Annotated in this window: 15 protein-coding genes, 1 tRNA gene and 1 pseudogene; 11 read left to right on the top strand and 6 right to left on the bottom strand. The window is 69.3% G+C overall.

Features of this window, described 5'->3' with window-relative positions:
- Positions 1 to 107: 107 nt before the first annotated feature.
- The 8 genes from BJY28_RS01585 to BJY28_RS01550 all read left to right on the top strand — a co-directional run bounded on the left by BJY28_RS01585 (position 108) and on the right by BJY28_RS01550 (position 6,775).
- Positions 108 to 488: an FtsB family cell division protein gene (locus tag BJY28_RS01585; protein ID WP_179461450.1), complete on the top strand. Its 381-nt coding sequence runs from the start codon at positions 108 to 110 to the stop codon at positions 486 to 488.
- Entirely contained in the window at positions 485 to 1,021 is a 537-nt protein-coding gene (locus tag BJY28_RS01580) for a DUF501 domain-containing protein (RefSeq protein ID WP_343036905.1), read from the top strand. The genes BJY28_RS01585 and BJY28_RS01580 overlap by 4 nt, the downstream gene beginning before the upstream one ends.
- Positions 1,018 to 2,013 carry a Ppx/GppA phosphatase family protein gene (locus BJY28_RS01575; protein WP_179461448.1) on the top strand — a complete coding sequence of 332 codons (996 nt, stop codon included), beginning with the start codon at positions 1,018 to 1,020 and terminating at the stop codon, positions 2,011 to 2,013. Before BJY28_RS01580 ends, BJY28_RS01575 begins: the two co-directional genes overlap by 4 nt.
- 338 nt (positions 2,014 to 2,351) lie before the next feature.
- Positions 2,352 to 2,426: transfer RNA gene (locus BJY28_RS01570), tRNA-Leu, on the top strand.
- Positions 2,427 to 2,649: 223 nt separating this feature from the next.
- The gene (locus tag BJY28_RS01565; RefSeq protein WP_179461447.1) at positions 2,650 to 4,038 is read left to right on the top strand and encodes a cystathionine beta-synthase; all 1,389 of its coding nucleotides are present in this window, start codon (positions 2,650 to 2,652) and stop codon (positions 4,036 to 4,038) included.
- A gap of 3 nt (positions 4,039 to 4,041) precedes the next feature.
- Positions 4,042 to 5,220 carry a cystathionine gamma-synthase gene (locus BJY28_RS01560; protein ID WP_179461446.1) on the top strand — a complete coding sequence of 393 codons (1,179 nt, stop codon included), beginning with the start codon at positions 4,042 to 4,044 and terminating at the stop codon, positions 5,218 to 5,220.
- Positions 5,221 to 5,457: 237 nt separating this feature from the next.
- Positions 5,458 to 6,429 carry a Bax inhibitor-1/YccA family protein gene (locus tag BJY28_RS01555; RefSeq protein ID WP_246313323.1) on the top strand — a complete coding sequence of 324 codons (972 nt, stop codon included), beginning with the start codon at positions 5,458 to 5,460 and terminating at the stop codon, positions 6,427 to 6,429.
- Between the two features lie 16 nt (positions 6,430 to 6,445).
- Positions 6,446 to 6,775 carry a hypothetical protein gene (locus BJY28_RS01550; RefSeq protein ID WP_179461445.1) on the top strand — a complete coding sequence of 110 codons (330 nt, stop codon included), beginning with the start codon at positions 6,446 to 6,448 and terminating at the stop codon, positions 6,773 to 6,775.
- A gap of 117 nt (positions 6,776 to 6,892) precedes the next feature.
- On the opposite strand, the pseudogene BJY28_RS01545 reads toward BJY28_RS01550, so the two are convergent.
- The 6 genes and pseudogenes from BJY28_RS01545 to BJY28_RS01520 form a co-directional block, all read right to left on the bottom strand.
- Positions 6,893 to 7,333: pseudogene (locus tag BJY28_RS01545) on the bottom strand (integrase core domain-containing protein); the annotation flags it as partial.
- Positions 7,334 to 7,377: 44 nt separating this feature from the next.
- A protein-coding gene (locus tag BJY28_RS01540; RefSeq protein ID WP_425485692.1) for an IS3 family transposase occupies positions 7,378 to 8,546 on the bottom strand; the annotation gives its coding sequence in 2 pieces (ribosomal slippage) (positions 7,378 to 8,283 and positions 8,286 to 8,546; 1,167 coding nt in all).
- Between the two features lie 275 nt (positions 8,547 to 8,821).
- Positions 8,822 to 9,424, bottom strand: a complete 603-nt coding sequence (locus tag BJY28_RS01535; RefSeq protein WP_179461444.1) for a cadmium resistance transporter — start codon at positions 9,422 to 9,424, stop codon at positions 8,822 to 8,824.
- Complete coding sequence (gene cmtR, locus BJY28_RS01530) at positions 9,421 to 9,780, bottom strand: Cd(II)/Pb(II)-sensing metalloregulatory transcriptional regulator CmtR (protein WP_006590980.1); 360 nt, start codon at positions 9,778 to 9,780, stop codon at positions 9,421 to 9,423. The genes BJY28_RS01535 and cmtR overlap by 4 nt, the downstream gene beginning before the upstream one ends.
- A gap of 308 nt (positions 9,781 to 10,088) precedes the next feature.
- Positions 10,089 to 11,207, bottom strand: a complete 1,119-nt coding sequence (locus tag BJY28_RS01525; protein WP_179461443.1) for a sensor histidine kinase — start codon at positions 11,205 to 11,207, stop codon at positions 10,089 to 10,091.
- A complete protein-coding gene (locus tag BJY28_RS01520) occupies positions 11,204 to 11,926 on the bottom strand; it encodes a response regulator (RefSeq protein WP_343036904.1) in 723 nt (240 codons plus the stop codon). The genes BJY28_RS01525 and BJY28_RS01520 overlap by 4 nt, the downstream gene beginning before the upstream one ends.
- Positions 11,927 to 12,082: 156 nt before the next feature.
- Here BJY28_RS01520 and BJY28_RS01515 point away from each other — a divergent pair, with 156 nt between their 5' ends.
- Genes BJY28_RS01515 through BJY28_RS01505 form a run of 3 tightly spaced genes read left to right on the top strand, consistent with a single transcriptional unit; the run spans position 12,083 to position 14,737 of the window.
- Positions 12,083 to 12,316 carry an SHOCT domain-containing protein gene (locus BJY28_RS01515; protein WP_179461442.1) on the top strand — a complete coding sequence of 78 codons (234 nt, stop codon included), beginning with the start codon at positions 12,083 to 12,085 and terminating at the stop codon, positions 12,314 to 12,316.
- A gap of 34 nt (positions 12,317 to 12,350) precedes the next feature.
- Positions 12,351 to 13,847, top strand: a complete 1,497-nt coding sequence (locus BJY28_RS01510) for a multicopper oxidase family protein (protein ID WP_179461441.1) — start codon at positions 12,351 to 12,353, stop codon at positions 13,845 to 13,847.
- Complete coding sequence (locus tag BJY28_RS01505) at positions 13,844 to 14,737, top strand: F510_1955 family glycosylhydrolase (protein ID WP_084453113.1); 894 nt, start codon at positions 13,844 to 13,846, stop codon at positions 14,735 to 14,737. Before BJY28_RS01510 ends, BJY28_RS01505 begins: the two co-directional genes overlap by 4 nt.
- Positions 14,738 to 14,910 lie beyond the last annotated feature (173 nt).

Below are 14,910 nucleotides of genomic sequence, written 5' to 3'. Positions count from 1 at the left end.
CGCAGGGTGCCGGCACGAAGGGCTCGGGAGCTAGGAGCGCCGCCGGCGCACGACCCACGGGCGGGGGCCGCGGAGGCGGCGGTCCGCGGCGACGGCTGCGGGACGAGATGAACCCGGCCCGCTGGACCGTGCTCGGCGTCCTCGTCGCGCTGCTGGGCGTCATGCTCTTCCCGACCGCGAAGTCCTACTACGACCAGCGCCAGGAGCTCGGCGACCTGCAGGCGCAGGTGAGCGAGCAGGAGGTCGACGTCACCCGGCTGGAGCGGGAGAAGGAGCTGTGGTCCACCGACGAGTACGTCGAGGCCCAGGCACGCCAGCGGCTGAAGTTCGTGAAGGTGGGGGAGAAGTCCTACACCGTGATCGACGCCGAGGACGGCAGCGGCGTGGACGCCGAGACCGGCACGGCCACCGGGTCGGCCGACCAGCCGTGGTACGACCAGCTGTCCTCGTCGGTGGAGGCCGCCGACGACCCGAACGCCACCCCGTGAGCCACGACGCCGACGGCAACGACCTCGCCCGGGTCGCCCAGGCCGACCTCGATGCCGTGACCCGCCAGCTGGGGCGGCCCGCGCGCGCCGTGCTCGAGATCGCGGCGCGCTGCCCCTGCGGCTGCCCGGCCGTCGTCCGGACCGCCCCCCGGCTGCCCGCGGGAACCCCCTTCCCCACCACCTACTACGCCACCTGCCCTCGGCTGACCGGGGCGATCTCCACCCTGGAGAGCGAGGGGGTGATGGCGCGGATGAGCGCGCGGCTGGAGCAGGACGCCGACCTCGCCGCGGCCTACCGGCGGGCGCACGAGGCTTATCTGGCCGACCGGGCCGAGCTCGGAGAGGTACCGGAGATCGCGGGGGTCTCGGCCGGCGGGATGCCGACGCGGGTCAAGTGCCTGCACGTGCTGGTGGCACACAGCCTGGCCGCCGGGCCGGGCGTCAACCCGCTCGGAGACGAAGCCCTGGAGATGCTGCCGCAGTGGTGGCGGGGCGGCTGCTGCGGCAGCGATGACGAAGGGAGCACCCGATGAGGGTCGGAGCCGTCGACTGCGGCACCAACTCGATCCGCCTGCTCGTCGCGGACGTCGAGACCGATGCCGAGACCGGAGTGCCGACGCTGACCGAGGTGCTGCGACGCACCGAGGTCGTGCGTCTGGGGCAGGGGGTGGACCGCACCGGCTACCTGGACCAGGCGGCGCTGGCGCGGACCATCGACATGGCCGCGCAGTACGCCCAGCTGTGCCGCGAGCACGAGGTGGCTCCCGGCGCGGTGCGCTTCGTGGCGACCTCGGCCTCGCGGGACGCGGAGAACGCGGACGAGTTCGTCACCGGCATCCGCCGGGCCTTCGGCGAGCTCGAGGTGAGCCCGGAGGTGGTCTCCGGCGACGAGGAGGCCCGGCTGTCCTTCGCCGGTGCCACCGGTGGGCTGCTCGCGGCGGGCTTCGAGGGCAGCTATGCCGTCGTCGACCTCGGCGGCGGCTCGACCGAGGTGGTGCGCGGCACGCACGAGGTGGTCGGGGCCACCTCGCTGGACATCGGCTGCGTGCGGATGACCGAGCGGCACCTGCGCTCGGACCCGCCGACCCAGGAGGAGGTGGACGCCGCCCGGTGGGACATCGCCACCGCCCTCGACGAGGCCGAGGCCAGCGTGGGCTTCGGTGGCGTCGGCACCCTCGTCGGGCTGGCCGGCTCGGTGACCACGGTGACCGCGCACGCCCTGGGGCTGACGGAGTACGACCGCTCGGCCATCCACCTGGCTCGGCTCAGCGCCGAGCAGATGATGACCTCCTCGGCCGAGCTGCTCGCGATGACCCGGGACGAGCGGGCCGCGCTGGGCTTCATGCACCCGGGGCGGGTCGACGTCATCGGCGCCGGCGCGCTCGTCTGGCACGAGGTCATCGCCCGCGTGGTCGCCGCCACCGGGCCCGAGGTGACCGTCACCGCCTCCGAGCAGGACATCCTCGACGGGATCGCGCTCTCGATCGAGGCCGCGTCGCACGCCGGGGCGCCCGAGGACGGCTGACCTCCCCGGTCCCGCACACCCGCCGTAACCCGCCCACCCCCACCTGGCGCCCCATCTCTCCGCAGCTGACCGGGTAAATTGCAGCCCACCTCCGCAGCTGCCCGGGCAAATTGCAGCCCACCTCCGCAGCTGCCCGGGTAAATCGCAGCCCACATGCGCAACTGCCCGGGTAAATTGCAGCCACCTCCGCAACTGCCCGGGCAAATTGCGGCTCACATGCGCAACTGCCCGGGCAGTTGTCTGGCTCAGGTGCGCAGCTGCCCGGCCAGGTGCGGGTCTGGACGACGTGAGCGGCTCGGTGCACCTGGTGCACCGGCGGTGCGCCCTAGGGTGGCCCTGCCCCCGTGGCCCAACTGGCAGAGGCAGGCGACTTAAAATCGCTTCCGGTGCGGGTTCGACTCCCGTCGGGGGCACCGACGAGACACAGCGTGACGCGCCGCGCCTGGCTGGCGCCGCGCCGGACGTGAGCGGGTCGCTCTGGGCCGTCCCAGACCCCCTCCGGACGTCCTGGACAACAGGCGCTCACCTTCGTCCCAGACGCTCAGCCTGCAGCCTGAGCGGGTGCAGCTGCCTAGGGGGTTGGGGAGTGGGGGCAGGGCGAAGGGGAGGGGTTGTGAGGCGTGCCACGATGTGGGCATGCAGATCGCTGACCACATCACCGAGCTCATCGGCGGCACCCCGCTGGTGCGCCTGTCCCGCGTCGTCCCGCCCGGATCGGGCCTCGTCGCCGCGAAGATCGAGTACCTCAACCCCGGCGGCAGCGTGAAGGACCGGATCGCGCTCAAGCTCGTCACCGCGGCCGAGGAGGCCGGGGACCTCCAGCCCGGCGGCACCATCGTCGAGCCGACCAGCGGCAACACCGGCGTCGGCCTGGCGCTGGTCGCCCAGCAGCGCGGCTACCGGTGCATCTTCGTCTGCCCGGACAAGGTCGGCAAGGACAAGATCGACGTGCTGCGCGCCTACGGCGCCGAGGTGCGGGTCACCCCGACGTCGGTCCCGCCGGAGCACCCGGACAGCTACTACAGCGTCAGCGACCGGCTCGCCGCCGAGATCCCCGGCGCCTTCAAGCCCAACCAGTACGAGAACCCCAACGGCCCGGCCAGCCACTACGAGACCACCGGCCCGGAGATCTGGGAGCAGACCCACGGCGAGATCACCCACCTCGTCGCCGGCATCGGCACCGGCGGCACCATCACCGGCACCGGCCGCTTCCTCAAGGAGATCTCCCAGGACCGGGCCGAGGGCCGCGTCCGGGTGGTCGGCGTCGACCCCGAGGGCAGCGTCTACTCCGGCGGCAGCGGCCGCCCCTACCTCGTCGAGGGGGTCGGCGAGGACATGTGGCCCGGCGCCTACGACCCGTCCGTCCCGGACGAGGTGGTCGCCGTCTCCGACGCCGAGTCCTTCGCGATGACCCGGCGGCTGGCCCTCGAGGAGGGGCTGCTCGTCGGCGGCTCCTGCGGGATGGCCGTCGTCGGCGCTCTGCGGGTCGCCGAGCGCGAGCCGGACGCGAAGATCGTCGTCATCCTCCCCGACGGCGGCCGCGGCTACCTCGGCAAGATCTTCGACGACGGCTGGATGGCCTCCTACGGCTTCCTCACCGGCGACGGCGAGCGGACCACCGTCGGCGACGTGCTGCGCGGCAAGTCCGGCGCGCTGCCCGACCTGGTGCACACCCACCCCACCGAGACCATCCGCGACGCCATCGAGATCCTCCGCGAGTACGGCGTCTCCCAGATGCCGGTGGTCGGCGCCGAGCCGCCGGTGATGGCCGGCGAGGTCGCCGGGTCGGTGACCGAGCGCGACCTGCTCACCGCGGTCTTCGAGGGGCACGCCTCGCTGGCCGACCCGGTGAGCCAGCACATGAGCGAGAAGATGCCGCAGATCGGTGCCGGCGAGCCGGCGGCTGACGCGGTCGCGGCGCTGGAGCACCGCGACGCGCTGCTGGTCGTCGAGGGCGGCAAGCCGGTCGGCGTCGTCACCCGGCAGGATCTGCTGGGCCAGATCTCCACACGAGCGAAGGGCTGAGAGATGTCAGAGCGCAAGAGCGCCGCCGATGCACGCTCCGGGCAGGGCATCGCCACCCGGGCGATCCACGCCGGGCACGAGCCGGACCCGCTGACCGGCGCGGTGAACGTTCCGATCTACGCCAGCTCCACCTTCGCCCAGGACGGCGTCGGCGGTCTGCGCGGCGGCTTCGAGTACGCCCGCACCGGCAACCCGACCCGGCAGGCTCTGGAAGCCAACGCGGCCTCGATCGAAGGGGGCACCTACGGGCGCGCCTTCGCCTCCGGGATGGCCGCGACCGACGCACTGCTGCGGGCCACCCTTCGCCCCGGGGACCACCTGGTCATCCCGGACGACGCCTACGGCGGCACCTTCCGGCTCATCGACAAGGTCTTCTCGCAGTGGGGCATCGAGCACACCCCGGCCCCGGTCGGCGACGTCGACGCGATCCGGGCGGCGATCCGGCCGAGCACCAAGCTGGTCTGGCTGGAGACCCCGACCAACCCGCTGCTCAACATCGGCGACATCGCCGCGGTGGCCGAGGTGGCCGGCGAGGCCGGGGCGCGCCTGGTCGTGGACAACACCTTCGCCTCGCCCTACCTGCAGCAGCCGCTCAGCCTGGGCGCCGACGTCGTGCTGCACTCGAGCACCAAGTACCTCGGTGGGCACAGCGACGTCGTCGGCGGTCTGCTGATCACCGACGACGAGCAGCTGGACGCCGACGTCGCCTTCCTGCAGAACGGGTCCGGCGGGGTGCCCGGGCCCTTCGACGCCTACCTGACGATGCGCGGCATCAAGACCCTCGCGGTGCGGATGGACCGGCACTGCGACAACGCCGAGGCGGTCGTCGGTCTCCTCGCCGAGCGGCCCGAGGTCGCCTCGGTGCTCTACCCGGGGCTGCCCGAGCACCCGGGGCACGAGGTAGCCGCGCGGCAGATGCGGCGCGCCGGAGGGATGGTCTCGGTGCGGATGGCCGGTGGTCGCGAGGCGGCGCAGCGGCTGTGCGCGCGGACCGAGATCTTCACCCTCGCCGAGTCGCTCGGCGGGATCGAGTCGCTCATCGAGCACCCTGGCGCGATGACCCACGCCTCGACGGCCGGCTCGATGCTCGAGGTGCCAAACGACCTCGTGCGGCTCTCGGTGGGCATCGAGGACGCCGGCGACCTGCTGGCGGACCTGGAGCAGGCGCTGGACGGGATCTGATCCACCCCGGTCTGGCAGCCCCCTCGCGCTCACGTCGTCGCGCCCTAACGACCCGGCTACCACGCAGTAAGTGTCGTGATCACAGCACTTACTGCGTGGTAGCCCGCGTCGTGGGCGGGGGAAGGGGGCGGCGCGTCCACAGGTAGACCCAGGTCGGTAGCGGCGTCGTGCGCCCCGCCCCGTAGCATGAAGGGGAGCCGGCGGACGTCCCGTCGGGCCCCCCGACAGGAGGACCTGATGTCGAACCCCTTCCTCGAGCGTGTCGAGAAGGACGCGCGTTCCGGCTACGCCGGTTTCCACGAGCCGTCCGCGCAGGAGCGCGCGGCCGGTCAGCAGACCCAGCAGCAGGGCTACAGCCAGCAGAGCTACGGCCAGCAGGGCGGCTACCAGCAGGGCTACGACCAGTCCGGCGGCGTCCAGCAGGCCAGCCACGGTCACCAGCTCGGGCAGCCGGGCGGCCCCGGACAGCCCACCGGCTACCGGCAGTACGGCGGCCCGGCCCCCACCCAGGAGCGTGCGGTCACCCTCGACGACGTGCTCATGAAGACCGCGGGCCTCTTCGCGGTGGTGCTCGCGGCCGCGGCCCCCGCCTGGTACCTGGCGCCGACGATGCCCTTCCTCGGACTGCTCGGCATCGCCGCCACCCTGGGCCTGGGCATCGCGCTGGCCTTCATGAAGACGGTCAACGTGCCGCTCATCGTCGCGCTCGCCGCCGCCGAGGGCGTGCTCGTCGGGGCGATCAGCCGCTCCTACTACGACGTCTTCGACGTCGCGGCCACCGGCGCCGAGCCCACCAGCGTCTTCGACAGCATCGTCGTGCAGGCGGTGCTGGCCACGGTGTGCGTCTTCGGCGCCATGCTCGTGCTCTACAAGAGCGGCATCGTCAAGGTCGGGCAGAAGTTCCGCGCGGTCGTCGGCATGATGACCCTCGGCTACTTCGTCTTCGCGCTCATCAACCTGGGCTACGCCCTCATCACCGACACCGCCTTCGGCATCGGCGGCTCGGGGATGCTCGGCATCGGCATCTCTCTCTTCGCCGTCGGGCTGGCCTCGCTGAACCTGGCGATCGACTTCGACAACATCAACATCGCCATCCAGACCGGCGCCCCGGAGAAGTACAGCTGGATGCTCTCCATCGGCCTCATCGTCACGCTGGTGTGGCTGTACCTGGAGCTGCTGCGCCTGCTGGGTCGCCTGCGCAGCGAGTGACCATGGCTCGTCGGGCGTGAGCACGCCCCGCGACGTCGTCCCCGAGGACGTCCGCACCGAGCTCGTCCGCGCGGTCCGGCGGTGGCAGCAGCTGCCGCTGGACCGCGCGCTCGCGTCTGCGCCGGGGGTGCGCGCCCTCATGGAGCAGCTCGCCGGCCAGCCGCTGCCCGATCTCGGGCCGGCCGTCATCCCCGACCAGCTCGCCGTGGTGGTCTACGACGCCTGCGCGCACGACGCCTGCGCCGACGACGCCTGCGCCGACGACGCCAGCACTCCACGGAGCGCCGACGTCCAGGAGACCGGACTCGCGGCCCGGCTCGCCGCCCTTCGCCTCTCCTGGTCCTGACCGCGTCACCGTCGGTCCGGTTCTGACGGCGCCGGTCACCCGCCGTTCCCCCTGGTCCGCACAGACGCTCACCTTGGTGGTGTCCGCTCAGGCTGCAGTGTGGGCGTTTCCAGCTGCCTAGGTGTGATGTTCAGGGAGGTTGTTCGGTCGGGTGATGGGTGGGTGGCCTCCGATGGCGGTGTGGATGCGGTGGTGATTGTAGAAGTGGAGCCAGGGCTGGAGGGCTTGGTTGCGTTGGCTGGTTGAGGTGTAGGGGCGGGCGTAGGCCCAGCCGTCGGTGAGGGTGCGGTGGAAGCGTTCGACCTTGCCGTTGGTCTGGGGGCGGTAGGGGCGGGTGCGGCGGTGGGTGATGCCGAGCTCGGTGCAGGTTCTGGCCCAGGTGTGGGAGCTGTCGCAGGGGCCGTTGTCGGTCAGGACGCGTTCGGTGCGTACGCCGTGGTCGGCGAACCAGGCCACGGCGCGGCGCAGGACGGCTGCGGCGGTGGCGGCGGTCTCGTCGGTGTGGATCTCGGCGTAGGCCACGCGGGAGTGGTCGTCGATGACGGTGTGGATGCAGGCGGCGGGACTGCTGAAGGTCTGGTTGACACTTCCGGTGTGGTGTTTCAGGCCGCGTGAGCGGCTCGGTTGATGGTCTCGAACTCGATCGGGGTGAGCTTGCCGAGGGCGCGTTGCCGGCGCCGGCGGTGGTAGGTGCGTTCGGTCCAGGTGACGATCGCCAGGCGGAGCTGGTCGCGGGTGTCCCAGCGACGGACGTTGAGGACGTTCTTCTGGAGCAGGGAGAAGAAGGACTCCATCGCGGCATTGTCTGCCGAGGAGGCGACCCGGCCCATCGACCCGCGCAGGCCGTGCCGGTGCAGGGCGGCGACGTAGGGACGGGAGCGGAACTGGCTGGCTCGATCCGCGTGGACCACGCACCCGGCCACCTGCTCGCGGCCGCGGCGGGCGATGGCCATCTCCAAGGCGTCGACCGCGAGGTGGCTGGTCATCCTCGAGTCGATCGAGTACCCGACGATCCGGCGGGACCACACGTCCTTGACCGCGCACAGGTACAACTTCCCCTCACCGGTGGGGTGCTCGGTGATGTCAGTCAGCCACAGCCGGTTCGGCTCGGCCGCGGTGAAGTCCCGCTCGACGAGGTCGTCGTGCACCGGCGGCCCCGGCTTCTTGGAACGACCCCGCTTCCTCGCGTGCGCCGAGACGATCCCGGCCTGCGAGCACACCTTCCACACCCGCCGCTCCGACATCTCGTGCCCGGCCTCGGCCAGCTCGTCGGCGATGAACCGGTACCCAAACCCGGGGTCGTCGCGGTGGACCTCGAAGGCGGCGTTGGTGGCGTACGCGTCGACCAGGTCCCGCTCACCGACCGGGTGAGCTCTCCAGGAGTAGAAGGCCTGCCGGGAGAACCCGAGCAGCCCGCAGGTCACCGCAACGGGGATCCCGTCAGCGGCAAGGTCCAGGACCAGCGGGTACGTCATTTTGGGGACTGACCCAGCCTCAGGTTCGCCTGCGACAGGTACGCCGCTGCGCGGCGCAGCACCTCGTTTTCCTGCTCCAGGGCCCGGTTGCGTCGCTTGAGGTCCTTCAGCTCCTCGGAGTCAGCCCTCGTCACGCCCGGACGGATCCCGTCCTCCACGTCAGCGGCCTTGAGCCAATTCCTCAGACACGACTCCGAGATCCCGAAGTCCTTCGCCAGTTGCGCGATCGGAGTCTCGCCCTTGCGGGCGACAGCGACCACGTCGTCACGGAACTCTTTGGGATGGGGTGCAGGCATGCCGACATCCTTCAGCGGGACCTCACGGCCCCACAGAACTGGTGTCAATCGAACCTTCAGCAGTCCCTCCGACCGCTGACAATCATCGGTCGAGGGGTTCCGTCGGACCCGACTCCGACACCAGCGTGTGGCTTCGTTCGCTTGGTGGCGGGTTTTTGCAGCGCTCCGTGGCGGTCTTGTTGCCGCGATCACGCAGGACTGGCTGCAGGTAGGTGTCGCGGTCTGAACCGAGAGGGGTGCGCCCGGTCGGGGCCGTTTGGATCGCTGCCGCTACGTCAGAGTCCGAAGGCTCCGCCGCTGACGAGGATCACGATGCCGAGGCCGATGAGAACGATGGGGAAGAGGATGTGCTCCCAGCGTTCGAGCACTTCGGCGATCGGGGGGCGGGTGGCGACGAACTTTGCCAGGGCCACCAGGACCGCGACGAGCGCGAGGAAGACGATGCAGTAGGCGACTACTGCGAGAGGTTCCACGCTGAGGAAGACAGGGGTGTAGACGCCGATGTTGTCGCCGCCGTTGGCAAGGGTGACGCCTGCGACTGTCCACACGCCGACCTTCTTGCCGGCAACCTTGGCCTCGTCGTCATCGTCGTCATCGTCTCCGCGCCAGGCCTGCCATGCGGCCCAGAGGCCGAGGCCCAGAGGGATGAGACCGAAGTACGGGATGGCTGCCGAGGGCAGGAATGCTCCGGCACCGATGGTCACCAGGACCGCGGCACCGAGGATGCCGGCGAATCCGAGGTACTGGCCGGCCAGAATGCGGGCGGTAGTGCCGCGCTGGCCTGCCCCTCGCGCGCAGAAGAGGGAGAGCACGATGATGTCGTCGATGTTGGTCGCTGCGAACAGGCCCATCGCCTGCAAGACCGAGGTGAGGATCATGCGCCCTCCCCAGCTGCGTCGCATCCGGGAAGCGAGCAGGCGGGATCGATGCACGGGGCGTCTTCGTCCACTGCCAGGGTGGCATCGACCAGTGCCGTCAGCGCCTGCGCCAGGTGCGAATCGGCGATCTCATATCGTGTCCGACGACCCTCGGGCTCGGAGACGACGATCCCGCAATCGCGCAGGCATGCCAGGTGGTTGGACACGTTCGGGCGTGTCAGGTCCAGATCTCGGGCCAGTTCCGCCGGGTAAGCGGGATGGTCGAGCAGGGTCAAGATGATCCGGGATCGAGTGGGGTCGGCCAGTGCACGACCCAGGCGGTTCATCACGTCGAGACGCGAAGCAATAGTCAGCATGGACTGAACTATACAGCGCGCACTGAACACTCGGTCACAGGCGTCAGCCCAGATCGCATGCCCGTAAGGGGAACAGCGGGGCGGCGTTTGAGCGCGAAGCGAATCGGAACACCTACCAGGTCATCGGTGACGCGATTCCGAGCGACTGGGACAACGGTCGCGGAGATCCGCTCCGCACCCAGTTAAAGGCCAACGTCAAGCGGCGGCGGTCCAAGCGCTAGCAGTGCTCCCGATTCGCCGAGCCTGGAACGGAACCGGTGTGCGTAGACGATAGGCAACGCGACTGGCTCCCAGGATGCCTTTGCGCCTCAGCGCCCGAGCGACAGGGAGATTGTGAAGCACGAACCCTTCCCCGGACCGGGGCTGGATGCGGTGAGTCCTCCGTGATGCGCGTCGATGATGGCCTTGCTGATGGTCAGGCCGATGCCAGATCCTCGTTGGTCGTTGGTGCGGGCCGAGTCCCCGCGGTAGAAGCGTTCGAATGCGTGCTGTACCTGCTCGGGGGTCATGCCGTCGCCGGTGTCGGTGACGGTGATGATGGCCTCACCGTCTTCACGGGTGGCCGTCAGGGTGACTGTTCCGCCTGCGGGGGTGTGCCGGTGTGCGTTGGTGAGGAGGTTGGTCATGACTTGGGCGAATCGGACGGGATCGACCAGGGTCTCGAGTCCTGTCGCCTGGTCAACGTCCAGGACCAGGTTGATGCCCTTCTCCGAGTAGCTGTCACGCATGTCCCCGTAGGCCGCCCACAACAAGTCGGCCACCTTGTGTCGCTGGATGTCGAGGACGAGGTGTCCTTCTTCGGCCGTGGAGACCTCGTTGATGTCCTCGGCCAGTCGCGCCAGCCGTTCCGTCTGGGCGGTCAACGCGAGACGAGAGTCATCACCCAGGGTCACCACGCCGTCGTGCAGTCCCTCGTGGTAGGCGCTCAAGGTCGCGATCGGCGTGCGAAGTTCGTGGGCGAGGTCGGAAAGCATCCGCCGTCGGGTGTCCTCGACTCCTTCCAAGCGGGCCGCCATCACGTTGAATGCTCCGGCGAGGGTCTCGAGCTCAGTCCCCGCACCGACATGAGGCACGCGGGTGGAGTAATGGCCACGGCTCAGTTCGCGCGCGGCATAGGTCATCTGCGCCAGCGGTTGGCGCAGCCGTCGGGCGAGGAACCAGGCCACCGCAGTCGCCCCAGTCAGAGAGATGAGCAGGCTCACGCCCAGGGCGATGAGCGAAGCGTCCCGAAAGGCCATCTCGATGTGGACCAGCTCGGGCGTGTTCTCCTGGTGCCCCGCTTGGAGGAGGTGGTCGTGGAAGATCGGGGGGCCGATAACGGCGGCGACGAGCCCGGCTGTCAGTGCTCCCGCAAGGAGTACCAGGATCTGGCCCGCCAGTAATCGAGGCGCCAGACCCTTGGAGAGCTTGTTGACGCGCTTGTTCATCCAGGCCCCATCCGGTAACCGATGCCGCGCACCGTGGTGATGTAGCGAGCGAGATCGGGGTTGTCTCCGAGCTTGCGTCGCAGGTGAGCGATGTGGACGTCGACCAGGTGCTCGTCCCCGACCCAGCCGCCACCCCAGACCTCCTCGATGAGCTGCGTGCGGGAGAAGGCCATCGAGGGCCGTTGGGCCAGGGTCATCAGCAGATCCCGTTCGGTAGGTGTCAGCGGAACTGGTTCCCCCTTCAGGTGGACCTGCTGCCCGAGCGGGTCGACCTGAAGATCGCCGAATACCCATGGGGTTGCCGCAGCGGTGGAGTTGCCGGGGTTCCCGCCCCGCGGGCGACGCAGGACCGTCTGCACGCGTGCCACCAGCTCGCGCACGCTGAAGGGTTTGGTGACGTAGTCGTCGGCGCCCACGGACAGGCCGATCAGGGTGTCTACCTCTTCCGTCCGGGCGGTTACGACGATGACGTAGCAGTCGCTGAAAGTGCGGATCTGGCGGCAGACCTCGATGCCGTCCAGTCCGGGCAGTCCCAGGTCGAGGATCACCACGTCTGGGGACTGCTCTCGTGCTGCGTGTACTCCCGCGACGCCGTCGTGCTCGACTGTGGTCTGGTACCCGCTGCGGGCGAGATAGGCGGCGATCATCTCCGCCAGCGTCTTCTCGTCCTCGATGATGAGCACCTTCGCCAACGGCTCGACAGGGCTTCGTGTGCTCACGACAGACAGTCTCACCCGAGGGCCGCACCACGGCCGACGTCAGCGGTGAATCGATGAGGATCTTCGTCAAACCTCAACGCGGCGACCACCAACCCATGACCTTCCTGCCGGAGTCTGTATGCATGCCGGGAGGTCGGCTTCAGGAAGGAGTCTCCGATGATGTGGAACCACGGCTGCGACATGATGTGGCTGGGCATGGCCGCAGGCGTCCTCGCCTTCTGGGTGATCGTCGTGCTCGCCGTGCGCGCACTGTTCCCCGGCCAGAGCAGCACCGCCACAGGCCCTACCCGGGCCGACGCGCTGACGCTTCTCGACGAAGGACTGGCCCGCGGCGACCTGAGCGTGGATGAGTACGAGAAGCGACGTCACCTGATCATTCACGGCCGCTGACGCGCGTCGGTACATCGACGCTTGGAAGGGAACTATGAACACCATCACTCGCCGTGGCCTGCTTGTCGGCGGTCTCGGTGCCGCTGGCGCAGCGGGCTTGGGAGCCTATGCCGCCACCCAAGGATCGGGTGCAGGTATGCCGCGGGGCACCTTCGGTGCTCCGACGCCGGTCTCACCTGACCCGGGCCAGAGGGTGGTGACCAAGACGTTGACCGCCAAGCCGATCACCCTCGATCTGGCGGGCCGCACCGTCTCGACCTGGGGATACGGCGACGCCGTGCCTGGCCCACTTCTGCGGGCCACCGCCGGCGACTTCCTGCGGGTCACTCTCGACAACCGACTTCCGGACGAGACCACCATCCACTGGCACGGTCTTCGCTTGCGCAACCCGGCCGACGGCGTCCCCGGCATGACCCAGGACCCGGTGAAGCCAGAAACCTCCTACGTCTACGAATTCACAGCGCCCGACCCGGGCACGTACTTCTTCCACCCCCACGTCGGCGTCCAGCTCGACCGGGGACTGTACGCCCCGTTGATCATCGACGACCCGAACGAGCCAGGCGACTACGACACCGAGTGGGTCCTCGTCCTCGATGACTGGATCGACGGAACGGGCACCACGCCCGACGAGGTCCTGGAGAAGCTCTTGGCCAACGACTCCGGATCCGGAGGCATGGGTGGCATGGACCACGGCGAGATGGATGGCATGAACCAAGGCGCCATGGACGAGGCCGCGCCCTGGGGTGACGCCGGCGACGTGACCTACCCCTACTTCCTCATCAACGGACGGCCGCCAGCAGACCCCGAGACGCTCACGGCCAAGCCGGGGCAGAAGATTCGTCTGCGAATCATCAATGCCGCCTCCGACACCATCTTCACCGTCGCTCTCGGGGGACACCGGATGACGATCACGCACAGCGACGGGTTCCCGGTCGAGCCGACCGAAACGGATGCGTTCTACATCGGGATGGGCGAACGTTACGACGCGATCGTCACCCTCGAGGACGGGGCCTTCCCCCTGGTGGCCAAGCCGGTCGGCAAGACCAGCGGCGGCCAGGCCATGGCCCTGGTCCGCACCGGAAGCGGCGCCGCCCCCGCAGCGGACGCCAACCCACGAGAACTCACTCGAGAAGTCCTCGTCGGCTCTGACCTGAGACCGGTCCAGGCAGCCAAACTGCCCAGCAGGACACCCGATGCGACCACGCGGCTCACGCTCAACGGATCGATGCAGCCCTACGAGTGGGGGATGAACGGGGCGCCGTTCGGCGAGAACGAGCCCCTGACCGTCCAGGCCGGGCAACGACTGCGAATCAACGCCACCAACATGACGATGATGACCCACCCGTTGCACGTGCACGGCCACACCTTTGCCCTGCCCTCCGGGCTCAGGAAGGACACTGTTCTCATGGCCCCCATGCAGTCTTTCGCCATCGACCTCGACGCCGACAACAAGGGTGACTGGCTGATCCACTGCCACAACATCTACCACGCAGAGGCCGGCATGATGACCGCCCTGGAGTACACCGCATGAGGCCCCGTCGACGTCGCGGCGTCCTTGGTGTCGCTGCCGTCGCTGTCCTGGCGCTGCTGGCCGGCTGCTCTTCAACATCCGACACCGGGAACGAGTCCGCCGGCGTCGAGTCATCGACGGGCACAGCACAGGACGGCGCGGCCGGGCAGCCCACGCCCCTGATTCATGTTCATGGGATCGCTCGTCACCCACGCACCGACGACCTGCTGGTGGCCACTCACCACGGCTTGTTCCATCGAGTCGACGGCGAGCTCGTCCGCAAGGGTCCTGCCATCGACCTGATGGGCTTCACCATCGGCGACGACGGCACTCTCTACGCCTCCGGTCACCCAGCGCCCGGCACCGACCTCCCCCAGCCGGTGGGTCTCATCACCTCGCAGGACACGGGCCGCACGTGGCAGGTCGCCTCACTCGGTGGACGCTCGGACTTCCACGCTTTGACCGCCGGCCCGAACGGGGTCATCGGGTTCGACGGAACGCTTCGACACACCAGCGACAAAAAGACCTGGGACACGCGGGACATCCCCTCGCCACCACGGGTACTGGCCGCTTCTCCCACGTCCGGGACGTTGCTGGCCACCACCAGCGCTGGCCTGCTCATGAGCCAGGACGACGGCGTCACCTGGACCTCCCTCGCCCCACCGGAGACCGCCGTCCTCGCCGCCTGGGCCGACGAAGAGACCATCGTGATCTCGTCAGCCGAAGGAAGACTGGCAACCAGCAGCGACGCCGGCCAGACCTGGACCCTCCACCCCAAGAGCATCGGCCCAGCCGAAGCGCTGTGGGCGGGCCGCACCAGTGACGGGCAGCTGGAGATCATCGCGTCTGTCGAAGGGCGCGTGATCAGCACCACGGACGCAGGAGCGACCACCCAGACGTTGGGGCAGTGACTCGTCGCCGTCATCCCTGTTGCAGGTCAGGCGCTGCGATTCGCCGATTCTCCACCGGCACCGGGTGGCCTTCATCCAACCTCAACGAAAGCGGGATCGAATCATCATCTCGCGACGTGAGGGTGGCCCTGTCCTCGACAATTTTGCGAAGGAGTCCCCAATGACCCCCCCTG

It is taken from the genome of Janibacter alkaliphilus (assembly GCF_013408565.1).
GTDB classification, from domain to species: domain Bacteria; phylum Actinomycetota; class Actinomycetes; order Actinomycetales; family Dermatophilaceae; genus Janibacter; species Janibacter alkaliphilus.
Note: the sequence above shows the minus strand (reverse complement) of the source record. Positions and strands in the feature narration are given on the sequence as shown.